This window comes from Marinobacter orientalis (assembly GCF_004792665.1).
Classification (GTDB): Bacteria; Pseudomonadota; Gammaproteobacteria; order Pseudomonadales; family Oleiphilaceae; genus Marinobacter; species Marinobacter orientalis.
Genome location: NZ_SRZX01000001.1, coordinates 918731 through 940455, shown reverse-complemented (window position 1 = coordinate 940455; position 21725 = coordinate 918731). Strand labels below are relative to the sequence as shown.

The following is a 21725-nucleotide window of genomic DNA, read 5'->3' as shown; positions in this document are numbered from 1 at the left end:
CTGGAAGTGAGGAGTGAAATGACTGCATTGCTTGATATGGACCGGTTGCTGGACGACCTGGAAGCGGGCCTGCGCAGGATACTGGAAGAGCGCGGCGTGACAGCCCCGGCGCTGATCGGTATTCGTACCGGCGGTGTCTGGCTGGCGGATGTCATGAGCAAGCGCCTCGCTCTGAAAGAGCCCTGGGGCGAGCTGGATATCTCTTTTTACCGGGATGACTTCAGCCGCATCGGCCTGAACCCGAAAGTGAAACCTTCCAGCCTGCCGTTCAGTACTGAAGACCGGGACATTATCCTCATCGACGACGTGATCATGAGTGGGCGGACCATCCGTGCGGCAATGAATGAAATCTTCGATTACGGCCGGCCGGCGAGTATCATCCTTGCCACACTGGTTGACCTGGGCGCACGGGAATTGCCGGTGCAACCGGACGTAACCGGACAGGTGCTGGCCCTGGAGTCACATCAGCGTGTGAAATTGCGCGGCCCGGATCCACTGTACATAGAGCTGCAGGAAACGGGCAGGTAATCAGCGAACGCACAACACCAACAGGCGACACATGACGGTAAACGACCCTTCTTCGACATCCCTGCAGCTTACCGACGACGGCCAGTTACGCCATTTCCTGACCCTTGATGGCTTGAACCGGGCGCTGTTGACAGAAATCCTCGACACCGCAGACTCCTTCATTGAAGTGGGGGAGCGCAGTATCAAAAAGGTACCGCTATTGCGGGGCCGAACTGTCGTCAACCTCTTCTTTGAATCCAGCACCCGCACCCGCAGTACCTTTGAGCTGGCCGCCAAACGTCTGTCAGCGGACGTGCTCAATCTGGATATCAGTACCTCCGCGACTTCCAAGGGCGAGTCGCTGTCCGACACTCTGCTGAACCTCGAAGCCATGGCCAGCGATATGTTCGTGGTGCGCCATTCCCAGAGCGGCGCTCCTCACTTTATCGCCGAGAGCGTGACCCCGGGCGTAGCCATTATCAATGCCGGGGACGGCCGTCACGCCCATCCCACCCAGGCCATGCTGGACATGCTTACCATCCGCCAGCACAAGGGTCGTTTCGAGGGCTTGAAAGTGGCGATTGTCGGCGATGTGCTGCACTCGCGAGTGGCCCGCTCCCAGATCCGTGCCCTGAACGAACTGGGTGCCGCCGAAGTACGGGTGATTGCCCCCGCCACCCTGTTGCCGCGCGACGTGGAGAGCCTGGGTTGCAGCATCGAATACGACATGGTCAGGGGCATGAAGAACCTGGATGTGGTGATCATGCTGAGGCTGCAGAAAGAACGTATGGAAGGGGCCTTGCTGCCCAGCGAACGGGAGTTCTACCGGCTTTACGGTCTCAGCCGGGAGAAACTGGCCCTGGCGGATGCTGAATGCATTGTGATGCATCCTGGCCCCATCAACCGCGGCGTGGAGATTGAGTCTGCAGTAGCAGACGGGCCGCAATCGGTGATTCTGAACCAGGTCACCAACGGCATTGCCATTCGCATGGCGGTGATGTCCATGGCCATGGGCGGCCAGATGGCAGAGCGTACTCGCAGGCAGGCAGGGAGGGCCCGGGTATGAGCAGTCTGAAAATAAGCGGTGGCCGCCTGGCCGGTAACGATACTGAAACCACAATGCTGATCCGGGATGGCCGGATCGCAGCACTCGGCGATACCGCTGTGAGGGAGCCCTCCGATCGCGATTTCGACGCCGCCGGGTGTATCCTGGCGCCCGGATTTGTGGACCTGTGCTGCAATCTGCGCGAGCCCGGCAATGGACAGAAAGGTAACATTGCCTCGGAAACCCTGGCGGCGGCTCACGGCGGCTTCACCACCCTGTGTGCCTCGCCGGATACCTCGCCGGTAAACGATTCCGGCGCCGTCACCAATCTGATCCTCGACGTGGCAGCGAAGCGCTCAGCTGTGCGGGTTTTGCCAGTGGGTGCCATCACCCGAGGCCTGGAAGGTGAGCTGCTCAGTGATATGGCGGGCCTGGCAGCCGCTGGCTGTATTGCCATGAGCAACGGCGCCCGCGCGGTGAAAAACGCCAGGGTGCTCCGCCGCTGCATGGCCTATGCCCGGACATTCGGCCTTACGGTGATGTTCAGTCCGGAAAACCAGGCGCTGGCCGCCGACGGTTACGCCCACGATGGCCTGGTGGCCTCCAGACTGGGGCTTCTGGGTATCCCTGAAGTGGCTGAAACGGCGGCGGTGATGGAAATGCTGTTGCTGGCGGAGGAGACCGGCGTGCGCCTGCATCTGGGCCAGTTATCCTGCGCCCGCAGTGTCGACATGCTGGCCGACGCCCGCAAGCGAGGTATTGCGGTCACCGCCGATGTGGCCATGCACCAGCTCATGTTTACTGAAGACGCGCTGGCAGATTTTGACAGCCGCTACCATGTGCGGCCACCGCTGCGCTCGGAGAAAGATCGCCGGGCCCTGCTGGCGGGCGTACGGGAGGGCGCTATCGATGCCATCACCAGTCAGCACCAGCCCCACGACTCCGCCGCCAAACAGGCACCGATGGAGGCCACCGAGCCCGGGCTGTCAGCCATTGAAAGCACCCTGTCGATGGGCCTGCTGCTGGTGGAGCGAGGGGAGCTGGACATGACAAGCCTGGTCCGGGCGCTAACCTCAGGCCCGGCTTCCGTCATTGGCCGTTCCGCGGAACTCCGGGAGGGCGCAGTGGCAGACTTGTGCGTGTTCGACCCCGATGCCAGCTGGACGCCAGACGACATCAGCCTCTGCTCGGTGGGACGCCATGTCCCGCTGCCCGGCAAAGATCTGCCAGGTGTGGTTCGTCTCACCCTGTGCAATGGGCAACAGGCCTGGCCCGGAAAATAACCCGGGGGCCATGTGGCCTCCCGGTTGCTGCTTTAACGGATGGAATCTTTCAGCGCCTTGCCTGCCTTGAAGCCGACAGTTTTGCTGGCAGGTATCCGGATGGTAGCACCGGTTTGAGGATTGCGGCCATCGCGAGCGTCACGGCTGCGGATGTTGAAGGTACCGAAACCGATCAGGGTAGTATCTTCGCCCCGGGCAGCGGCGGCAGAGATCTGGTCGGTGAAAGCGGTAATCACTTCGCTGGCCTTGTCCCGGGTCAGTCCGGTTTGATCTGCAACAGTTGCGGCAAGTTCAGGTTTGCGCATCGGGAACTCCTTATTGTTTATTGTCATTTTAGTCACTGGCCGATAGCTGTGACACCACCGGCTGACCAAATCTATAGCGGTTTGCGACCCACTGTGCAACCCTGCTGACTCGGTAAGACCGGTTGTAGGAGCGAAGCCGAGGGTCCACTATTAAAGAAACCAGGTCACCTGGGGGGGGCCTCACGCCTATGTCGAAGAATGACAAACCTGTCAGTACACGGTCGGATAAACAATCGATAGACCAGTTTATTCATCAGGTTCGCAAGACGCCGCAAAAAGGAGGCGGGCAGGGCCGGCTGATTTTTGCCCTGGACGCCACCGCCAGCCGGGAAGCTACCTGGGATCAGGCCTGTGACCTGCAAAGCGAGTTGTTTATGGCAACGCGGGATCTTGGTGGCCTGGCAATACAGCTTTGTTATTACCGGGGTTTTCGCGAGTTCAGATCCACGGGATTCGTTACTGAAACCGGGCAACTGCTCAAGCTGATGAACGCTGTGTCCTGCCTGGGCGGGCGAACCCAGATCAGCCGGGTTCTGGCTCATGCCGTCAGGGAAACCCGGGTGCAGCCCGTCAGGGCTGTGGTATTTATCGGCGATTGCTGCGAAGAGCCGGTCGACGACCTCTGCCACACCGCCGGCGAACTGGGCATGCTCAGAACCCCGGTTTTCATGTTCCACGAGGGCGGCGATGCCCATGCCAGAGCGGTTTTCCAGCAGGTGAGCAAACTGTCGGGGGGTGCCTATGCACGGTTTGATCGCAACAGCCCCCAGGTCTTGAAGGATCTTTTGGCGGCCGTTGCGGTCTATGCTTCCGGAGGCGCCAGGGCATTGCAGGATTATTCCAGCGGCAGCTCCCCGGAAGTGAAACGGTTGACTCAACAGATCAGGTAGCGCTCATTGTGCCATTAACCTTTCTGGTCCTTATTCTGGCGGTAGTTGCGTGGTTCTGGCTACGCAGCCAGCCGGCCAGTCAGCGCAAACCGGCCATTATCAAACTGGCGGTATTCTCCGGCATCCTGATGGTCGTTGTTATGGCGCTGACGGGCCGTCTGCATTTCCTGTTTGCCCTGCTGGGATTCCTGTTTCCCCTGCTGCGCCGTTTCCTGCCGGCTTTGCTGGGTGGCGGTATCAGTGGTGGCTTCGGAGGTGGGGCTGACGGTGCCGATGCCCGAACCGGCAACCAGTCCCACGTTGCCAGTGACATCCTTGATATGACACTGGACCATGACTCCGGGAACATGACCGGCGAGATACTCAAAGGTCCCATGGCAGGCCGGGCGCTGGCAGATCTGGGCGAGGGCGAGTTCATCGAACTGCTGCAATACTGCCGGCAGCACGATGACGATTCCGCCAGGCTGCTGGAAACCTATCTGGACCGCCGCTTCGGCGACTCCTGGCGTGCAGATGACCCCCACGCCAGCGACGACAGCGCAGGTGGGGAAAGCGCAGGTGGGGAAAGCGGAGAAAGTTACCGGGGCGGTGCACTTTCAGAAAGCGAAGCCCGGGATATACTGGGAGTGGAGCCCGACGCCACGCGCAAGGACATCATCCAGGCGCACCGTCGGATGATGCAGAAAATGCATCCGGACCGGGGCGGTAGCAACTATTTTGCTGCGCGCATCAACGAGGCCAAGGAACTCCTGCTCGGTGAATGAAGTCAGTCCCCTACTGAAAAGGACAGAATCCGCGACAAATGGCTGTAAGGCAAGCCGGTCTCCCGGTGCCAGTCGTTGAAGGCTGCCTGCGCCTGAACCAGTGCTTTCTTGCTGCCGGGCGTTGCATCCAGACGTTCTTCACGGTGCAGTCCGGCGACCACATCCGATGACAGGATAAAGCCATCCCAGCCTACCCGTCGCAGGAAATACTGGGCGGTGTTGCCGCCTAACCGCGCACCGTGGCGCTTGAGCCAGATCAGCAGTCCCACCTGGTCATCGGAAGGCCAGTGGCTCAGGAAAGCCCCGAAGCTGCCGTGCTCTCGGGCACCATCGACAATCATGCGGGCGTTTTCGGGCACGGTGCGGATTTTCTGCATGTTCCGCACGATGCGCTCATCCTGCGCCAGTTCCTCCAGCACTTCCGGTGGCACCTGTTGCCAGTAGAGTGGCACAAAGCCCTTGAAGGCATCTTCGAAACCCGGCCACTTGTTCTCGATCACCCGCCATACAAAGCCTGCCTTGAATACACAGCGGGTAACCTCCGACAGGTAGCGGTCGTCTCCTTTCGCTTCCAGTTCGCCGGCTTCGGCCACATGGGGCAGCATTGACCGAAGCGCGGCCTCTCCCCCCTTATGGGCGGCGGCCTGACTGTAGATTCTGGCAAAAGACATGGACTAATATCCGAAATCTGGTTGTAGGTTTGAACCCGTGTGGTCCACTATAAAGGAAAACCAATCCGGTCAGGGAGTCATGCTTATGCCAACCATAGGATGGGTCTTCCTCCTTGGTGCCGTTGCCCTGGTGCTAGGTGGGCTGTTCATGCTGCGTGATAGTGGCAAGATGCCGATATCGAAGGAAAAGATGAAAAAAATCCAGGAGCGCAAGGCAGAAATTGAAGCCGAGGAAAGTGCCGAAGACAGAGAACAGTGGTGACTTGGGGCAGCCATAATGGCCGGCCCCGTGGCCGCGCTTGCTGAACACAAAAAAAGCGCGTGCTCTGAGAGCAGGCGCTTTTTTCAGTAAAGGCGGGCTTACGCTTTCGGCCCTGCCTTCACAATGGCGTCGGAAACATCAAACTTCTTGAAGTTGTCAACAAACTGGCCGATCAGTTCGGCCGCCTTGGCATCGTAGTCTTCCTTGCTGGCCCAGGTGTTACGCGGGTTCAGCAGGTTGTTGTCGACGCCAGGCACGTCTACCGGTACGTTCAGATTCAGAGTGGGCAGGTGCTCGGTTTCAGCGTCGTCCAGATCGCCATTCTGGATAGCGGCAATGATGCCACGTGTGGTGGGAATGCTGAAGCGTTTGCCCACGCCGTAGGGACCGCCGGTCCAGCCGGTGTTGACCAGAAAGACCTTGCTGCCGAACTCGTCCATGCGTTTCATCAGCAGTTCGGCGTAAACGCCGGCCGGGCGCGGAAAGAAGGGGGCGCCGAAGCAGGTGGAGAAGGTAGCTTTGAGGCTGGAAGAGGACCCCATTTCAGTAGAGCCCACCAGTGCGGTGTAGCCACTGAGGAAGTGGTAGGCCGCAGCTTCTTTGCTGAGAATGGAGACTGGCGGCAGTACGCCGGTCATGTCGCAGGTCAGAAATACAATGTGTGACGGCTCACCGGCACGATTTTCAACCACGCGCTTCTCAACGTGTTCCAGCGGGTAGGCGCAGCGGGAGTTTTCGGTGAGGGACACGTCACTGTAGTCCGGTTCGCGTGTGTCAGGATCGATAGTGACGTTTTCAACGAGGGCACCGAAGCGGATGGCGTCCCAGATAATGGGTTCGTTCTTCCGGCTCAGGTCGATGCACTTGGCGTAACAGCCACCTTCGATGTTAAAGACGGTGCCAGGGCCCCAGCCGTGCTCGTCATCACCGATCAGGAAACGATCGGGATCGGCGGAGAGGGTGGTCTTGCCGGTGCCGGACAGGCCAAAGAACAGGCAGGTTTCGTCGTCCTCACCCACGTTGGCGGAGCAATGCATGGGCAGTACGTCCTTTTCTGGCAGCAGGAAATTCTGCACAGAGAACATCGCCTTTTTCATCTCGCCGGCATAGTGCATGCCGGCCAGCAGTACCTTGCGCCGGGCAAAGTTGATGATCACGCAGCCATTGCTGTTGGTACCATCACGCTCGGGCACGCATTTGAAATTGGCAGCGTTGAGGATCTGCCATTCCTGTTTGTCGGCCGGGTTGAAGCTGTCCGGGCGAATGAACAGGTTCTGGCCGAACAGGTTCTGCCATGCGGTTTCCGTGGTCATGCGCACCGGCAGGTAGTGTTCCGGGTCGGCGCCGACGTGTACGTGGCTTACAAAGCTGTCTTTCTCGGCGATGTAGGCTTCAACACGGTCCCAGAGGGCGTCAAACTTTTCCGCGTCGAACGGACGGTTGATGGGGCCCCAGTGGATGTCGTCAGAGGTGCTTGGCTCCTCCACGATGTAGCGGTCCATCGGGGACCTGCCGGTGCGCTCGCCGGTTTTTACCACCAGTGAACCGTTTGCGGCCAGTTGGCCTTCACGTCGTTCCAGTGCCAGCTCGACCAGTCGTGCTGTACACAGATCATTATAAGTGTTACTCACTTCGACCTCGCCCTCGGGATGTGATCGTAACTGCACAGGCCGTCCCCCCTAAAACTAAAAAATTGACGGAAATCTGAGCAATCGGGTCAATTCAGGCGCGCTATTATGCCAGAGGCGCCGGTAAAAAACGACTGCCCTGGAAGCCGCTCTGCGGCTGGTATCCAGGCTTTTCAGTCCGCGATCAGTGTAACGTATGACCGGTGAAAAGGTGATCAATATCATTCCTATCGAACCGATAGTGTTGATGGCAAAACTGGCAGTCCATTTCGATGGAACCCTGCTCGTCAAGAATACTGTAGCACTCTTCCTGGCCGATGGCCTCCAGAGCGCCCAGTGTTCGTCCCCTTGAGCAACTGCAACGGAAGGCAACGGGTTCAGCGTCGAACAGGCGTACGGTTTCCTCATGGAACAGGCGGTGGAGCAGGGTTTCGCTGTCCAGTCCCAGCAATTCCTCGGCTTCCACGGTGCTGGCCAGGTGGTTAAGGCGGTCCCACAGGTCGGAATCCCGTTCGGTGTCGCCGGGCAGTTTCTGCAGCATCAGGCCGGCGCTGCAGTTGTCGCCGGCAAACAGGAAGAAGCGGGTGGGAATCTGTTCGGAGCGCTCGAAGTATTCTTCCAGGCAGCCAGCCAGGTTTTCCTTTTCCCGGGGCACCACGCCCTGGTAGCGCTGGCCCTTCTCCGGCGAGATGGTGATGGCCATGCTGCCTTCACCCAGCAGCGAATCCAGGGTGTCTTCGGTGACGGCGTGTTCATCGTAACGGGCCAGGCCGCGGATGAAGCGGTCGTGGCTGCACTCGGCCATCAGGGTGCGCAGTGGTCCTTTGCCCTGGGCCTGCAAAGAGAGTGTGCCCTCGAACTTGAGGGTGCTGCTCATCAATACGCTGGCGGCCAGGGATTGTCCGAGAACGCGTCTCACAGTGGCCGGGTAGGGTGCCTGGTTGCCGATTTCGCTGTAGCTGTCGTTGAGCTTCACCCAGGCTCCCCGGACCTGGCTGTTTTCAAAAATAAATCGCTGGAACTGGTCCCGGGATGCCATGGTGTTTTCTCCTGAGCGTTAAAGTCGGAATCGCAGATGATAAAGGCAGGAACCTAGAGCCCGTTATGTTCCCGGAAACGCTGGATGTCCCGGCGGTCTTTCTTGGAGGGCCGCCGGGCTGGTGGTAATTGCGCCGCCTGCATGGTTTTGCGCTGCCATGAGAGCTCTTCCCGGCGTTTCACGCTGTCTTCGGTTTCGTGGTAGAGCTTCTGGGCTTCGGGAGCACCCTGGCGACGTTCGCTGATGTCGTCCACGATGACAATGCGCTCCTGCCATCCCTGGCGCAGGGTAACCTTGCCGCCGGGTTCCACCAGTTTGCCGGGTTTGGTTCGCTGGCTGTTGTAGTGAACCTTGCCCCCTTCGATGGCCTGTTTGGCGAGGTTACGGGTTTTGTAGAAGCGTGCTGCCCATAGCCATTTGTCGAGTCTTACGCGGGTGTCTTCAGTGGTGGTTGCCGTCATGTCTCCTCACCTGATGGGCATATAACCATAGTATAGCTGTCTCAATGGCCGGATGGCAGGGGCTGTCGCTGACGCAGGGCCGGCAGGATTTCATTGAAGTGACGAATCGACGGGATGTCCGGGTGTTTGTCCCGGGCCGCCTGTTTGCTGTCTGGCGCCAGAATGGCAAGACACTGGGCAATGCCGCCGGTGCGGGCACTCTCCAGGACAGGAAAGCTGTCGTCCACCATCAGGGTGGTGGCTGGCTGATAGACTTCAAGGCTCGCCAGGTCCTGCCAGAAGGCAGGGTCTTCTTTGGGCTTGCCCAGCTGGTGGCTGGAGATGATGTTGTCAACGCGACTGTCGAGGCCGGTGTGCTGCAGTTTCAGGCTGAGCGGGTCCGGGTGGCAGTTGGTGACGATGACCGAACGCAGGCCGGCGCTTTTTACCGCATCGAGAAAATCGGTGACGTGGGGCAGATAGCCAATGCGCTCGCGGACTTCCGACTTGAGACCGGTGATGTCCAGATCCAGACGGTCGCTCCAGTAATCCGTGCAGTACCAGTTGAGGGAACCACGTTCGGCCATGATCATGGGGATGATGGTGTCGCGGGCTTCTTCGGGGCTGAGGTTGTTGTGTTCGGCGTAACGCCGGGGCAGGTGCTCGAGCCAGAAGTGGTTGTCGAAATGCAGGTCGAGCAACGTGCCGTCCATATCCAGGAACACGGTATCAAGGGAGTGCCAGTTCACCATAAACAAAAGCAGCCTGAAGTTGGTTGATCTTCAGGCTGCCGAATAATGTGCAAATTGGCAAGGCGGGATTTTACCGATCAGTTATTGCCCTGTTCGACGGTCTCTGGCTTTTTGCCGGTGCGGGTACAGCCCAGGCAGCGAACGAAGGTGGCCTTGGCAGGCCCGACAACCAGCACTTCACCGGCTTCCGCGGCATTGCCACCGAGGGCTGAGAATGGCAGGGAGACCAGGTAAACAGCGCTGCCAATAATGGTGGTGGCAAACAGGGCCGGGCGGACAAACAGGGCGTCGCCGGTCATTGCCAGTGCGGAGGGCTTTTCATCAATAGCCTGGGCATGGCCGACAGAGGAAAACGCCAGCAGGCAAACCGCTACGGCGGTAATAACGATGTGGGAAATCTTACTGGTCATTTCTTGTTTCTCCTGGCTTTGTCAGCATTCCTGGTCAACGCCTTCTGTCGACATTACAGTCCGGCCGATGGGCACCGTGCCGCGGGGGCTGGCGATATAATTCACGTTCATTGTAGCTTGCGATTATGGATACTCTGTTAACTATGAATCATATTTGCGTATTTTCAAACGATTTTTCTGTTTCAATAGTTGTCTGGCCGTGGTCTATCGCTGGCACCTGCTACAGTAAACCGTCGAGCGCTGGTTCATCCGGATTTCTTTAAGGGTATGCCCGCATTCCCTGCATGGCTCGCCACTACGGCCATACACCAGCAGAGACTGGGCAAAATAGCCGGGCTTGCCATCGCTGTTCACAAAGTCGCGCAGGGTAGTTCCGCCCATCAGAATGGCTGCGCTGAGGGTTTCACGGATTGCTTCTGCCAGCCGATTGTAGCGGTCCAGGCTGATACGGCCGGCGGCACGCCGGGGATGGATGCCGGCCTTGAACAGCGCTTCGTTGGCGTAGATGTTGCCCACGCCCACCACGACATGACTATCCATAATGAAGGACTTCACCGCCGTCTTCCTGCCCCGGGACAGCCTATACAGCAGACGGCCGTTGAACTCCGGCGTCAGGGGTTCCGGTCCCAGTCCGGCAATCAGCGGGTGCTGGTCCGGCATTTCTGACCATAGCCAGCAGCCGAAACGGCGCGGATCGTTGAAGCGCAGGCGGATGCCGTTGTCCAGTTCCAGTTCCACATGATCATGAAGCAGAGGTTCGCTCTGGTCGGTAATTACCCGCAGGCTACCGGACATCCCCAGGTGTACAATCAGCGAGCCGGCCACAGTGGCAGAGCTTACGCCGATAAGCAGGTATTTTGCGCGACGGTCAACGGTGTGGATCACCGCGCCCTCCAGAAGTTCTGCGAGATTGCCCGGCACCGGCCAGCGCAGACGGTGATCCCGCACAGTCACCCGGGTGATGGTCCGGTTTTCGCAATGGGGAGCGATGCCGCGTCGGGTGGTTTCTACTTCGGGTAATTCGGGCAAGGGGCTTTACTCCAACTGCGTGGGCGTCAGCGGGTAAGTGTATCAGTAACAAATTGGCTGCCAATTACGGTTGTTCCGGCTAACAACTGTACGCTAGAGTGGTGGAATACGGTTGTTGGGCAGTACCGGATCCGTCAGCCCTCATGCCTGCTTGCATGGGCGGGCTGGCATGCACCACGCAACCCTATGACTTTAAAGAGGAAAATTCTATGTGGTACAATGGCCTTCTGGACCTTTCGGTGATGCAGCTGATCCTGGTTGCGCTGGGGCTCACTCACATCACCATCATCAGTGTGACACTCTACCTGCATCGCCATTCTGCCCACAACTCACTGGATCTGCATCCGGTGCTGGCGCATTTCTTCCGTTTCTGGCTGTGGCTGACCACGGCACAGAATACCAAGCAGTGGACCGCCATCCATCGCAAGCACCACGCCAAGTGCGAAACCGAGGAAGACCCTCACAGCCCGGTGATTCTGGGCATTCGCAAGGTGCTGCTTGAAGGGGCGGAACTTTACGACGAAGCCGGTACCCCGGAAACCCTTGAGCGATACGGCCAGCGCACCCCGGCAGACTGGGTGGAGAATAATGTCTACAGCCGTTACCGGATGCTTGGTATTCAACTGATGGCGGTAATCGACCTGTTGCTTTTCGGCGTGAACGGTATCTGGATATGGGCGGTGCAGATGATGTGGATTCCGGTGTGGGCCGCCGGTGTGGTCAACGGCATTGGCCATTTCATGGGTTACCGCAATTTCGAATGTGCGGACAATGCCCGCAATATTTCGCCCTGGGGCATCCTGATTGGTGGCGAAGAGCTGCATAACAATCACCATACCTATCCCAACTCGTCCAAGCTTTCCCGTCGCTGGTACGAAGTGGATATTGGCTGGGGCTACATTCGCCTGTTCCAGTTCTTCGGGCTGGCAAAGCCCAAGGGCTTCAGGCCGATTGCGCACTACGTGCCCGGCAAGCAGGAAGTGGATGTGGAAACTGTTCAGGCGATTACCAACAGCCGCTTCGACATTATGCGCCAGTATCGCAAGCGGGTGATGGAGCCGGTATTGCGTCAGCAGAAGGTGCTGATGGACGACGAGATCCGCCCCCGCTATCGCAGTCTGAAGCGGTTGCTGTCCCGGGAGGTTACCTTGATCAAGCCGAATGAGAAGGAGCACCTGGATACGGTGCTGGAGCGCAACGAGGCACTGCGTCAGATCTACGAGAAGAGCAATGAGCTACAGCAGTTGTGGCGCCGGCGAGGGCTGAAGCCGCAGGAGAAGCTGCAGGCGCTGAAGGAGTGGTGCCGGGAGGCGGAGGCCAGTGGTATCCGTTACCTTGAGGACTTTGCGGCACATTTGCGGGCTTATTCTTTGCGGCCTTCGCCCTAGTAGCCTGTTGGCCGGGGTGTCTGGTCCCGAGGTGGGGTACCTTTTCTTCTGGGAAAAGAACTCGCTTTGCTCAGACACCTTTTCCCGGCAGAAAAGGTACCCCACCCCGAGACCGGTTTGACCACTGTGGGATCGCTTTTTCGGTTTCTTCAGACAGGCTCTGATTCTTCCACTCTGAATAAACAGTAAGTCACCTGGCCTGCTGTTTTTTGCCGGTGCAGGCTCCAACTGGCCGGCGCCGTGGGGGGTGGCATATCGCTTTCGTGTTCCACGTAGATCCAGCTTCCGGGCTTTACCCAGCCATTGACCGCAATCATCGGCAACAGTTTTTCCAGCCAGCCCTGACGGAATGGGGGGTCCATGAACAGGATGTCGAAGGCTTCCGCCGGTGGCTGCGCCAGGTAGGTATCGACGTTCTGGCAGACGACTTCCCCCTTGTCCGATTTCAGTAATCGCAGGTTGTTTCTCAGTGCCTGTGCCAGTGCCGGGGTGTGGTCGATGAAGACGGTTGTGCCGGCACCTCGGGAGAGGGCTTCCAGGCCGAGGGCGCCGGAACCGGCGAAGAGGTCGAGGCAGCGGCGGCCGGGGATGTGGAATGTCAGCCAGTTGAACAGGGTTTCGCGGGTGCGTGCAGGCGTGGGGCGGACGCCGCCGGCTTCCGGGAAGCGCAGTTTGCGGCTGCGCCAGTCACCACCGATGATGCGGAGTTCACCGCCGCTGGCTGGCGTGGGTTTCTGCTTGCGTGCCATCTGAAATACTGACCCCTGAATGCTGGTTGGCTGCGATCTGCGCCATGTTACGTTACGAAGGTTTATCGGGCGAGTCACCTGTGACCATCACTTAGGGCAGGCAGTCTGCTAGAATACCGTCTTTCTTTTATCCTGCGAATCGACAACCAATGGTATGACTATGACGGCAGAGTGGATTGATATCGGCCTTCTGGCCCTTCTTGTGCTTGTGTTTGTTCTGGATGTGGCCGCCAACCGTCGGCGTGTTCCCCGGCCGAAGCCGGTGCCCCAGAAAAAGCCGGAAGCCCCGGAAGGTGCCACACCCAAAGCGGAGGCAGAGGAAAAAGCAGAGACTGTCAGCGCACCGGTTGCCGAAGCGCCGGTCGAAGCCCCCGTAGCACCCGAGCGGGAAGCGCCGGCGGTCAGCGTTTTCGAGCGCATTCGCGAGGGTCTGGGTAAAACCCGTGCCAGCCTGACCGGCGGCCTGGCCGACCTGTTCTCCGTCGGCAAGAAAGTGGACGAGGATCTGCTGGAGGAAATCGAAACCACACTGCTGATGGCAGACGTAGGCGTCACTGCCACCTCGGAAATCATCGAATCGCTGACGGATAAGCTTGAGCGCAATCAGCTCAAGGATGGGGAAGCCCTGCGCAAGGCGTTGCGTGATGAGCTCCATGGCTTGCTGGCGGATGTTGCCAGGCCTCTGGAAATCGATGCCAGCAAGAAACCCTACGTGATCCTGATGGTCGGTGTGAACGGCGTGGGCAAAACCACAACCATCGGCAAGCTCACCAAACTGTTCCAGCGCGACGGCAAGTCGGTGATGCTGGCGGCGGGGGATACCTTCCGGGCAGCAGCCGTTGAGCAGTTGCAGGTGTGGGGTGAGCGCAATAACGTGCCGGTGGTGGCACAGCACACCGGTGCCGACAGTGCTTCAGTAATCTTCGATGCGGTCCAGTCGGCCCAGTCCCGGGGTGTGGATGTAGTCATTGCAGATACCGCCGGGCGCCTGCAGAACAAGGATAACCTGATGAGCGAGCTGGAAAAGGTGGTGCGGGTTATAAAGAAGCTGGATGCCAGTGCGCCCCACGAAGTCATGCTGGTACTGGACGCTGGTACCGGCCAGAACGCCCTGAACCAGGCCCAGGTGTTCCAGCAGGCGGTGGGAGTCAGTGGCATTACCCTGACCAAGCTGGACGGCACTGCCAAGGGTGGCATTGTTTTCGCTATCGCCCGGCAGTTGCAGTTGCCGATCCGCTATATCGGCGTGGGTGAGCAGGTGGATGACCTGCGCAGCTTCGATGCCCGCACCTTTGTGGATGCGCTGTTCGACGAAAGCCCGGAGAAGTAACCCTCGATGATCGAGTTCCGCCAGGTCACCAAACGTTACGGCAGCGATCATACCGCTCTGCGCCAGGTCAATTTCGGTCTGGAGCGTGGCGAACTGGTATTTCTCACCGGTCATTCGGGTGCTGGCAAAAGTACTCTGCTCAAGCTGATCATGGTGATGGAGCGCCCCAGTGCCGGCGAGGTGATTGTCGGCGGGCAGGTGCTCAATACCCTGCCGCGCCGCCAGGTTCCCTATATCCGCCGCCATATTGGCGTGGTATTCCAGAACCACCAGTTGCTGTTCGACCGTACCGTTTTCGACAACGTCGCCATGCCCCTGGAAGTCATGGGCACGCCTGCCCGGGATATTGGTCGCCGCGTTCGTGCCGCCCTGGACAAGGTGGGGCTGCTGAGCAAGGAAAAGATGAATCCGCTGCAGCTTTCCGGCGGTGAGCAGCAGCGGGTGGGCATTGCCCGGGCCGTAGTGAACAAACCCCCGGTGCTGCTGGCGGATGAGCCCACCGGTAATCTGGACCCGGATTTGTCTGCCGATATCATGCGGCTGTTTGCAGAGTTCAGCCAGGTTGGAGTCACGGTACTGATTGCCAGCCACGATATCGCCCTGATCAATGATCTCGGGCGTCGCACGCTCACACTGGATCATGGCCGGCTGACGGCCGGTGTTGGCGCTGCCGGGAGCTGGCATGGCTAACGAATCCCGCAGGCAACAGAGCCGTGGCGCAAAAAGTGGCCGTTCCCCCTGGCGGGAACAGGCCGAAAGTTATCTGAGCCACCACCATAAAGTCGCCCGGGACAGCGCCCGGCGTCTGTGGCAGTCCCCGCTTGCCAGCATGATGACCTGGACTGTCATGGGCGTGGCGCTGGCGTTACCGGTGGCGCTGATGTTATTGCTCGCCAGCCTGGAAGGTGTCAGCGCCGGCTGGGAGAGCTCCGCGCGGGTGACAGCCTATTTGGGTGATTCAGTTTCCATCGATGAGGCGCAGGCGCTGAAAGCCACGGTAACCGACGACAGCCGGGTGGCGGAGGTGGAACTGATTGACCGGGATACTGCACTGGAGGAATTTCGGGCCTCTTCCGGTCTTGAGGATGCTCTGGACTACCTGGACGAGAATCCGCTGCCCCATACCCTGCTGGTCACCCCCAGCGAAAGTTCCCGCACAGCTGACGGGGTGGAAATGCTGCTGACGGTTGTCGAGGGTCTGGACGGCGTTGAACGCGTTCAGGTGGATCTGGGCTGGCTGCAGCGCCTGAACGCCATGACCGACCTGCTCGGTCGCGCCGTCTGGGCGCTGGCGATGCTGCTGGCGGCAGCGGTGGTGCTGGTAATCGGCAATACCGTGCGACTTGCCATCGAAAACCGACGTGATGAGATTCTGGTGGCCAAGCTGGTGGGCGGCACGGATGCCTTCGTGCGCCGGCCATTTCTCTATACCGGTGCCTGGTTTGGTCTCGGGGGTGGTATCGTGGCTTTAATACTGCTGCAGTTATCACTCTGGTGGCTCAGTGGCCCGGTGGAGCGGCTGGCAGGGCTGTATCGCAGTGAATTCTCCCTTAACGGGCTTAGCCTTGACGGAGCGCTGGCGTTGATAATTGCTGCCATGCTGTTAGGCTGGTTAGGTGCATGGCTGGCTGTCAAACGCCATCTTGACGATATAGAGCCTGGAGAGATTGCTGGCGGATGATATTTTGTCTCGGAAATGCCGTATTGAAAACAGACCTGCTTTTCGCGTAGGTTAAAGTTAGAATTTAAAAGGCAGTCAGGTTTCCAGTTTATTGTTTTAAAACGTTTTTGAGGAAATTTTTGAACTTGCGGAACACTTGGTGGTCAATGGTCACACTGTACATTTATTGGCCGGCATGTCAGGAGAGTTAAAATATGGGTACAAATCTACAGATCATCGACAGGCTGGTTCCAGGCGCCAATCTGGAGTCTTATATTCAGGCGGCCAGCACCATCCCGGTGTTGTCTGTTGAGGAAGAGCGCAAGTTGTCAGAAAAGTTGCATTACGAAGGTGATGTAGAGGCCGCTCGCGAGTTGATTCTTTCTCATCTGCGCTTCGTGATCCATATCGCACGCAGTTATGCCGGTTATGGTCTGTCGCAGGCTGACCTGATACAGGAAGGTAATGTGGGCCTGATGAAAGCGGTCAAGCGCTTCAATCCGGAATATGGCGTGCGTCTTGTGTCCTTTGCGGTGCATTGGATCAAGGCCGAGATTCACGAATTCATTCTGCGTAACTGGCGTATCGTGAAAGTGGCCACTACAAAGGCCCAGCGCAAGCTGTTCTTTAATCTGCGCAGTCAGAAGAAGCGTCTGGCATGGTTAAGCCATGAGGAAGTCAAGGCAGTGGCCAGCGACCTTGGTGTGGAACCCAAAGTGGTACGTGAAATGGAAGGCCGTCTGGCTTCTCACGATACCGCGTTCGATGGCCCCCAGGACGATGACGAGGACAATGCCTACCAGGCACCGCAGTACTACCTGGAAGATCATCGCAGCAATCCGGCTACCCAGCTGGAACAGTCGGACTGGACGGATGATTCCAATGGCCGTCTGATGTCGGCGCTGGCGCTGCTGGATGAGCGCAGCCAGGACATTCTGCGGGAGCGCTGGTTGTCAGACAGCAAGTCTACACTGCATGAACTGGCAGACCGGTATGGTGTTTCCGCGGAGCGTATCCGTCAGCTTGAGAAGAACGCGATGAAGAAGATTCGTGCCCAGATGACGACGGAAGAGGCCGTCGCCGCATAAGCCAGGGATGATATCGGCTTTTGTCAGAACGCCACCACCCTTTGCGGGGTTGGTGGCGTTTTTGTTTGTATAATCCTTTAAAACACACCTTGGGGCGGAAGTGGGTGGGCAGGCCCTTCCAAAACCGTGCGGAGCCATGGATGGCGGAGCCGAGCGTACAGGGACGTATCCACAGCGTGTTTTGGAAGGGCCTGCCCACCCACTTCTTCCGGATTGGCAGTAAGGGTCCAAAAATTATGGTAACGAAACAGCTTCATATAGCTTTCCTCGGTGTTGGGTTGATGGGTGCGCCCATGGTCAGGAACTTGTTGGGTGCCGGCTTTCCAATCACTTTGTGGAACCGTACCGCGAGCAAATGTGAGCCTTTTCAAAGCGAGGCTGGTATTGCCGGTTCTCCGAAGGACGCTATCCGTGATGCTGATGTGGTGATCACCATGCTGGAAAACGGCGATGTGGTGGACGGCGTGATGGTGGATCAGGGTGGTATCGGCGCGCTGAAAGCGGGGGCGGTGTATATTGATATGAGTTCGGTTCAGCCTTCGCTGGCTCGCCGCCATGCTGAACTGGCTAGGGAACAGGGTGCCGGTTATGTAGATGCGCCGGTGTCGGGTGGTACCCTCGGGGCTGAGCAGGCGACGCTGAGTATTATGGCCGGGGGTCCGGAGGCGGATATTGAGCGGGTACGGCCCGTGTTTGAGGCGCTGGGGAAGTGCACGCCGATTGGGCCTGTGGGTGCCGGGCAACTGGCCAAGCTGGCAAACCAGGCGATTGTGGGGATTACCATTGGCGCGGTTTCGGAGGCGTTACTGCTGGCGGCGAAGGGTGGTGCTGATCCTTCTGCGGTGCGGGAGGCGCTGATGGGTGGTTTTGCCGGTAGCCGGATTCTGGAACTGCACGGCCAGCGCATGATTGACCGGGATTTCTCTCCCGGTGCGCCGGCGCGGATCCAGCTCAAGGATCTGCGTATGATTCTGGATGAAGCCCGTTCCGAGGGGCTCACTCTGCCTCTGGCGCAGCAGGTGCATAATGAATACCAGAGCCTGGTGGCCAATGGGCACAGTGATGTGGACCACAGTGGCCTGTTGCTGGAACTGGAGCATCTCAATGGTGCCCTGCTGGGCACTTCACCGGCCATCAAACGTAAGGGATAAGCCATGCCTGTTTTCGCTGCCAATCTTTCCATGCTGTTTACCGAGGCGGATTTCATGGACCGTTTCCGGCTGGCGCGGGAGGCGGGTTTTACCGGTGTTGAGTACCTGTTTCCCTACGAGTGGCCGGAAGAGGATCTGAGGCGTGAGCTTGATAGTAACGGGCTTACCCAGGTACTTTTCAACCTGCCAGCCGGGGACTGGAGCGCCGGCGAGCGTGGCATTGCCTGCTTTCCAGACCGTGTCGGTGAATTCAGAGAAGGCGTGGAACAGGCCATTCGCTATGCAAAGGCCCTGGGCTGCAGGCAGATCAATTGCCTTGCCGGCATCCGGCCGGATACGCTGGATGAGTCGCTGGCCTGGCAAACGCTGGTGGACAACGTCAATCATGGCGCCGCCAGGCTTGAAGAAGAAGGCATGACTCTTTGTCTGGAGGCCATCAACTCCCGGGTGGATATACCGGGCTTCTTCCTGGATACCTCTGCCCGGGTCATGCAGTTGATCGAGGCGGTTGATGCCGGCAACGTCAAGTTGCAGTATGACCTCTACCACATGCAGGTCATGGAGGGGGACCTGATACGCTCAGTGGAATGTCTGTTGCCGTGGATTGGCCATATCCAGTTTGCGGACAATCCTGGTCGCCATGAGCCTGGTACCGGAGAAATTAACTTTCGGAATGTTTTCGCGGCCCTCGACCGTCTGGGGTATGGTGGCTGGGTGAGTGCGGAATATCGCCCCAGCAGCGATACGGCGGCAAGTCTGAACTGGTTCCGGAACGGGGCCTGACCGTCGCCATTGGCGACACCCTCTTACAGGATCGTAACTGGCCGGCAACCGATGTTCTTCGTACCCTAGCTGTTAATGTAATCCGCTATTCAGGAGGATAACCGGTGAAAGCACTGGTAATTGAAGACGATCAGGACGTGGCAAACTACCTTGTCAAAGGGCTGAAAGAGTCTGATTTTGTCGTGGACCATGCGGCGGATGGCAAGGACGGGATGATGATGGCCGCCAGCGAAGACTACGACATCATGATTGTCGACCGTATGCTGCCGGGAATGGATGGTCTGTCGATTATCAAGACGGTGCGTGCCACCGGTAACCAGGTGCCCGTCTTGATCCTCAGCGCCCTGGGCGATGTCGATGACCGGGTCGAAGGCCTGCGGGGTGGCGGTGACGACTACCTGACCAAGCCGTTCTCGTTCACCGAGTTGCTGGCACGCATTGAGTCCCTGGTACGACGCAACCGTCAGTCCGCGGAAACCGAAACCGTACTGAGGGTGGCGGACCTGGAGATGGACCTGCTGGCCCGGACGGTCAAGCGCGCAGGACACAATATCGACGTTCAACCCCGGGAGTTCCGTCTGCTGGAATATCTCATGCGCAATGCCGGTCAGGTGGTCACTCGCACCATGCTGCTTGAGAAAGTATGGGACTATCATTTTGACCCCCAGACCAACGTGATTGATGTGCATATCAGCCGCCTGAGGGCAAAAATCGACAAGGAATTCGATACCCCGCTGCTGCAGACCATCCGGGGTGCAGGGTACATGTTGCGTGAAACTGCTTAGCCAGCTTCGAACCTCATCGTTCCAGTTAGCCCTGTTGTATATGGTGGTATTCGCCACCTCGGTTTTCCTGTTGCTGGCGTTCATCTACTGGCGCACAGCAGGGTTCATGACTGAGCAGACCGATGAAACCATCGAGGCAGAAATTGCCGGCCTCGCTGAACAGTACCGCGGCAGCGGTATCAATGGCCTGATTTCCATTATCCGCGAGCGCGTTGCCCGCGACCCCAATGCCAAATCCATTTACCTGTTGACCACAGACGACTTTCTCAAGCTCGCCGGTAATATCGAAACCTGGCCCAACGGCTCACGCTCGGAAAGTGGCTGGATCAATTTCACCCTGGATGAGTCCGTGGGCTGGACCGGCCCCGAGCGCCTGGCGCGGGCGCGTATTTTCGAGGTTCAGGGTGGCCTGCGCCTGCTGGTCGGCCGTGATGTGGACGAACTCACCAACCTCAAGCGGGTCATCGAGACGGCCATCAACTGGGGCATGGGGATTACTCTGGCACTGGCGTTGCTGGGTGGATTTCTGATGAGCCGGAGTACCACGCGGCGAATTGAAGTCATCAACAACACGTCCCGACGAATCATGAACGGGCATCTGTCGCTGCGCATACCCACCCGGGGTACCGACGACGATTTCGACCAGCTGGCGGAAAACCTTAACCAGATGCTGGACCGGATTGTGTACCTGATGGAAGGCATTCGCCATGTTTCCGACAGTATCGCTCACGATCTGAGAACCCCCCTGACCCGGCTACGCAACCAGCTGGAAAATACCCTGATGTCCGTGGACAACGACGAAGCGCGGGACCAGGCCGGTAAGGCGGTGGCCGAGGCGGATCAGCTGCTGGCGACCTTCAATGCCCTGTTGCGGATTGCGCGGCTGGAAACCCGGGGTAATACGGCGGACATGAAACAGGTGTGCCTGGGAGATCTGGTCAGCGATGCCTGTGAACTCTACGAGGCGCTGGCGGAAGACAAGGATCAGGATTTCGAGCAGTCCCTGGAAGACCACGTGGTGATTGAAGGAGACCGGGACTTACTGTTCCAGATGGTCAGCAATCTGATTGATAACGCTATCAAGTACACCCCCGAAAAGGGCAAGATCCGGGTAAATGTTCGCAAGGAAGGAAGCGATGCGGTTTTCGAAGTGGGGGATAGTGGTATCGGTATCCCCGACGAGGAAAAGGACCAGGTATTCCAGCGCTTCTACCGGGTGGCCAAGAGCCGGTCGCTACCGGGAAATGGTCTGGGACTCAGTCTTGTCAGTGCTGTGGCAGAAATACATCAGGGAGTTATCTCGCTGAGCGATCACCACCCCGGTGAGGAGTATCCGGGACTTATGGTGACGATTCGTATGCCGGCCTACTCCCCCAACCGGAAGCGTCTTAAGGATAGCCAGACGATTCCGGCTCCGGAAACCGGGGAGCAAACATCTTCCGGTGAGCTCAGAGGTGCCTGATCAGCTTCCCGACACCCCCCGGAACTGGTCTACACGGCTGATCAGAGGCCTGATCAGTGGATCGGTACGGCTTTCGATGGCGCTCAGAATGCCTTCGACCTGTGAGCGGCGGCGATCAAACTTCGCCTGAATGCTGTCCCACTCGCCTTCCAGATGTTTCTGTTCCAGCATGATAAAGGCAGCCAGGTTGTGTCGGTTCAGCTTGTCGGTAATGCCATACTGGTCCAGCCGGTAACCGATACTGTCCAGACCGTTCAGCGCGCTGTTGATGAGTTTTTTTGTATTCATGTCGGTGCCCTGTTTC

The 21725-nt window shown here is 58.5% G+C and carries 25 protein-coding genes; 15 read left to right on the top strand and 10 right to left on the bottom strand.

All coding sequences use genetic code 11. The annotated features are described in order from the left end of the window. Positions 1-18 precede the first annotated feature (18 nt). The 3 genes from pyrR to DIT72_RS04445 are packed head-to-tail and all read left to right on the top strand — an operon-like array spanning position 19 to position 2835. A complete protein-coding gene (gene pyrR, locus DIT72_RS04455; RefSeq protein ID WP_135953973.1) occupies positions 19-528 on the top strand; it encodes a bifunctional pyr operon transcriptional regulator/uracil phosphoribosyltransferase PyrR in 510 nt (169 codons plus the stop codon). 31 nt (positions 529-559) lie between these two features. Then, positions 560-1573 (top strand): aspartate carbamoyltransferase catalytic subunit, encoded by a 1014-nt coding sequence (locus DIT72_RS04450; protein WP_135953972.1) that lies wholly within the window; start codon positions 560-562, stop codon positions 1571-1573. After that, complete coding sequence (locus tag DIT72_RS04445) at positions 1570-2835, top strand: dihydroorotase (protein WP_135953971.1); 1266 nt, start codon at positions 1570-1572, stop codon at positions 2833-2835. The genes DIT72_RS04450 and DIT72_RS04445 overlap by 4 nt, the downstream gene beginning before the upstream one ends. Positions 2836-2867: 32 nt before the next feature. Here the strand turns inward: DIT72_RS04445 and DIT72_RS04440 are convergent, their stop codons facing one another. Then, positions 2868-3140 carry an HU family DNA-binding protein gene (locus DIT72_RS04440; protein ID WP_135953970.1) on the bottom strand — a complete coding sequence of 91 codons (273 nt, stop codon included), beginning with the start codon at positions 3138-3140 and terminating at the stop codon, positions 2868-2870. A 188-nt stretch (positions 3141-3328) separates the two neighbouring features. On the opposite strand from DIT72_RS04440, the gene DIT72_RS04435 reads away from it, so the two are divergent. Next, a complete protein-coding gene (locus DIT72_RS04435; RefSeq protein WP_135953969.1) occupies positions 3329-4030 on the top strand; it encodes a VWA domain-containing protein in 702 nt (233 codons plus the stop codon). A gap of 8 nt (positions 4031-4038) precedes the next feature. Then, positions 4039-4794 (top strand): DnaJ domain-containing protein, encoded by a 756-nt coding sequence (locus tag DIT72_RS04430; RefSeq protein ID WP_135953968.1) that lies wholly within the window; start codon positions 4039-4041, stop codon positions 4792-4794. Between the two features lie 2 nt (positions 4795-4796). Here the strand turns inward: DIT72_RS04430 and DIT72_RS04425 are convergent, their stop codons facing one another. After that, entirely contained in the window at positions 4797-5465 is a 669-nt protein-coding gene (locus DIT72_RS04425) for a DNA-3-methyladenine glycosylase I (RefSeq protein ID WP_135953967.1), read from the bottom strand. 85 nt (positions 5466-5550) lie between these two features. On the opposite strand from DIT72_RS04425, the gene DIT72_RS04420 reads away from it, so the two are divergent. After that, positions 5551-5727, top strand: a complete 177-nt coding sequence (locus DIT72_RS04420) for a DUF2897 family protein (protein ID WP_135953966.1) — start codon at positions 5551-5553, stop codon at positions 5725-5727. Positions 5728-5825: 98 nt separating this feature from the next. Here the strand turns inward: DIT72_RS04420 and DIT72_RS04415 are convergent, their stop codons facing one another. The 6 genes from DIT72_RS04415 to mutM all read right to left on the bottom strand — a co-directional run bounded on the left by DIT72_RS04415 (position 5826) and on the right by mutM (position 11025). Beyond that, positions 5826-7358: a phosphoenolpyruvate carboxykinase gene (locus DIT72_RS04415; RefSeq protein ID WP_135954728.1), complete on the bottom strand. Its 1533-nt coding sequence runs from the start codon at positions 7356-7358 to the stop codon at positions 5826-5828. Positions 7359-7539: 181 nt separating this feature from the next. Continuing rightward, entirely contained in the window at positions 7540-8394 is an 855-nt protein-coding gene (hslO, locus tag DIT72_RS04410; protein WP_135953965.1) for an Hsp33 family molecular chaperone HslO, read from the bottom strand. 53 nt (positions 8395-8447) lie between these two features. Further along, positions 8448-8855, bottom strand: coding sequence for a ribosome-associated heat shock protein Hsp15 (gene hslR, locus DIT72_RS04405; RefSeq protein ID WP_135953964.1), 408 nt, complete (start codon positions 8853-8855; stop codon positions 8448-8450). Positions 8856-8896: 41 nt separating this feature from the next. Further along, positions 8897-9586 carry a GMP/IMP nucleotidase gene (yrfG, locus tag DIT72_RS04400; protein WP_135953963.1) on the bottom strand — a complete coding sequence of 230 codons (690 nt, stop codon included), beginning with the start codon at positions 9584-9586 and terminating at the stop codon, positions 8897-8899. Between the two features lie 77 nt (positions 9587-9663). Further along, on the bottom strand, positions 9664-9996 hold the full coding sequence (locus DIT72_RS04395; protein ID WP_135953962.1) for a hypothetical protein: 333 nt from the start codon (positions 9994-9996) through the stop codon (positions 9664-9666). Between the two features lie 204 nt (positions 9997-10200). Beyond that, positions 10201-11025 carry a bifunctional DNA-formamidopyrimidine glycosylase/DNA-(apurinic or apyrimidinic site) lyase gene (gene mutM / locus DIT72_RS04390; protein ID WP_135953961.1) on the bottom strand — a complete coding sequence of 275 codons (825 nt, stop codon included), beginning with the start codon at positions 11023-11025 and terminating at the stop codon, positions 10201-10203. Between the two features lie 209 nt (positions 11026-11234). Here mutM and DIT72_RS04385 point away from each other — a divergent pair, with 209 nt between their 5' ends. After that, a complete protein-coding gene (locus DIT72_RS04385) occupies positions 11235-12413 on the top strand; it encodes a DesA family fatty acid desaturase (RefSeq protein ID WP_135953960.1) in 1179 nt (392 codons plus the stop codon). A 149-nt stretch (positions 12414-12562) separates the two neighbouring features. On the opposite strand, the gene rsmD is transcribed toward DIT72_RS04385, so the two are convergent. After that, positions 12563-13162, bottom strand: coding sequence for a 16S rRNA (guanine(966)-N(2))-methyltransferase RsmD (rsmD, locus tag DIT72_RS04380; RefSeq protein WP_135953959.1), 600 nt, complete (start codon positions 13160-13162; stop codon positions 12563-12565). A gap of 160 nt (positions 13163-13322) precedes the next feature. Here rsmD and ftsY point away from each other — a divergent pair, with 160 nt between their 5' ends. From ftsY to DIT72_RS04340, 8 genes are all read left to right on the top strand, one after another. Continuing rightward, positions 13323-14492: a signal recognition particle-docking protein FtsY gene (gene ftsY / locus DIT72_RS04375; protein WP_135953958.1), complete on the top strand. Its 1170-nt coding sequence runs from the start codon at positions 13323-13325 to the stop codon at positions 14490-14492. 6 nt (positions 14493-14498) lie between these two features. Next, positions 14499-15182, top strand: coding sequence for a cell division ATP-binding protein FtsE (ftsE, locus tag DIT72_RS04370; protein WP_135953957.1), 684 nt, complete (start codon positions 14499-14501; stop codon positions 15180-15182). Beyond that, positions 15175-16173, top strand: coding sequence for a permease-like cell division protein FtsX (gene ftsX / locus DIT72_RS04365; protein ID WP_135953956.1), 999 nt, complete (start codon positions 15175-15177; stop codon positions 16171-16173). The genes ftsE and ftsX overlap by 8 nt, the downstream gene beginning before the upstream one ends. A gap of 194 nt (positions 16174-16367) precedes the next feature. Further along, positions 16368-17240, top strand: a complete 873-nt coding sequence (gene rpoH, locus DIT72_RS04360; RefSeq protein WP_135953955.1) for an RNA polymerase sigma factor RpoH — start codon at positions 16368-16370, stop codon at positions 17238-17240. Positions 17241-17476: 236 nt separating this feature from the next. Continuing rightward, positions 17477-18391, top strand: coding sequence for an NAD(P)-dependent oxidoreductase (locus DIT72_RS04355; protein WP_135953954.1), 915 nt, complete (start codon positions 17477-17479; stop codon positions 18389-18391). A 3-nt stretch (positions 18392-18394) separates the two neighbouring features. Beyond that, the gene (gene hyi, locus DIT72_RS04350) at positions 18395-19174 is read left to right on the top strand and encodes a hydroxypyruvate isomerase (RefSeq protein ID WP_135953953.1); all 780 of its coding nucleotides are present in this window, start codon (positions 18395-18397) and stop codon (positions 19172-19174) included. A 104-nt stretch (positions 19175-19278) separates the two neighbouring features. Next, complete coding sequence (locus DIT72_RS04345) at positions 19279-19959, top strand: winged helix-turn-helix domain-containing protein (protein WP_027830077.1); 681 nt, start codon at positions 19279-19281, stop codon at positions 19957-19959. Further along, positions 19946-21421 (top strand): sensor histidine kinase, encoded by a 1476-nt coding sequence (locus DIT72_RS04340; protein WP_135953952.1) that lies wholly within the window; start codon positions 19946-19948, stop codon positions 21419-21421. Before DIT72_RS04345 ends, DIT72_RS04340 begins: the two co-directional genes overlap by 14 nt. Here the strand turns inward: DIT72_RS04340 and DIT72_RS04335 are convergent, their stop codons facing one another. Then, complete coding sequence (locus tag DIT72_RS04335) at positions 21422-21709, bottom strand: hypothetical protein (protein ID WP_135953951.1); 288 nt, start codon at positions 21707-21709, stop codon at positions 21422-21424. Positions 21710-21725 lie beyond the last annotated feature (16 nt).

What these genes read in the sequence shown, in the direction of transcription:
- DIT72_RS04355 (WP_135953954.1), top strand. Translation starts at nt 17,477, where the DNA reads ATGGTAACGAAACAGCTTCATATAGCTTTCCTCGGTGTTGGGTTGATG.
- DIT72_RS04450 (WP_135953972.1), top strand. Translation starts at nt 560, where the DNA reads ATGACGGTAAACGACCCTTCTTCGACATCCCTGCAGCTTACCGACGAC.
- DIT72_RS04335 (WP_135953951.1), bottom strand. Translation starts at nt 21,709, where the DNA reads ATGAATACAAAAAAACTCATCAACAGCGCGCTGAACGGTCTGGACAGT.
- ftsY (WP_135953958.1), top strand. Translation starts at nt 13,323, where the DNA reads ATGACGGCAGAGTGGATTGATATCGGCCTTCTGGCCCTTCTTGTGCTT.
- DIT72_RS04385 (WP_135953960.1), top strand. Translation starts at nt 11,235, where the DNA reads ATGTGGTACAATGGCCTTCTGGACCTTTCGGTGATGCAGCTGATCCTG.
- DIT72_RS04395 (WP_135953962.1), bottom strand. Translation starts at nt 9,996, where the DNA reads ATGACCAGTAAGATTTCCCACATCGTTATTACCGCCGTAGCGGTTTGC.
- hslO (WP_135953965.1), bottom strand. Translation starts at nt 8,394, where the DNA reads ATGGCATCCCGGGACCAGTTCCAGCGATTTATTTTTGAAAACAGCCAG.
- rsmD (WP_135953959.1), bottom strand. Translation starts at nt 13,162, where the DNA reads ATGGCACGCAAGCAGAAACCCACGCCAGCCAGCGGCGGTGAACTCCGC.
- DIT72_RS04435 (WP_135953969.1), top strand. Translation starts at nt 3,329, where the DNA reads ATGTCGAAGAATGACAAACCTGTCAGTACACGGTCGGATAAACAATCG.
- yrfG (WP_135953963.1), bottom strand. Translation starts at nt 9,586, where the DNA reads ATGGTGAACTGGCACTCCCTTGATACCGTGTTCCTGGATATGGACGGC.
- DIT72_RS04425 (WP_135953967.1), bottom strand. Translation starts at nt 5,465, where the DNA reads ATGTCTTTTGCCAGAATCTACAGTCAGGCCGCCGCCCATAAGGGGGGA.
- DIT72_RS04445 (WP_135953971.1), top strand. Translation starts at nt 1,570, where the DNA reads ATGAGCAGTCTGAAAATAAGCGGTGGCCGCCTGGCCGGTAACGATACT.
- ftsE (WP_135953957.1), top strand. Translation starts at nt 14,499, where the DNA reads ATGATCGAGTTCCGCCAGGTCACCAAACGTTACGGCAGCGATCATACC.
- rpoH (WP_135953955.1), top strand. Translation starts at nt 16,368, where the DNA reads ATGGGTACAAATCTACAGATCATCGACAGGCTGGTTCCAGGCGCCAAT.
- pyrR (WP_135953973.1), top strand. Translation starts at nt 19, where the DNA reads ATGACTGCATTGCTTGATATGGACCGGTTGCTGGACGACCTGGAAGCG.
- DIT72_RS04420 (WP_135953966.1), top strand. Translation starts at nt 5,551, where the DNA reads ATGCCAACCATAGGATGGGTCTTCCTCCTTGGTGCCGTTGCCCTGGTG.
- hyi (WP_135953953.1), top strand. Translation starts at nt 18,395, where the DNA reads ATGCCTGTTTTCGCTGCCAATCTTTCCATGCTGTTTACCGAGGCGGAT.
- hslR (WP_135953964.1), bottom strand. Translation starts at nt 8,855, where the DNA reads ATGACGGCAACCACCACTGAAGACACCCGCGTAAGACTCGACAAATGG.
- DIT72_RS04440 (WP_135953970.1), bottom strand. Translation starts at nt 3,140, where the DNA reads ATGCGCAAACCTGAACTTGCCGCAACTGTTGCAGATCAAACCGGACTG.
- ftsX (WP_135953956.1), top strand. Translation starts at nt 15,175, where the DNA reads ATGGCTAACGAATCCCGCAGGCAACAGAGCCGTGGCGCAAAAAGTGGC.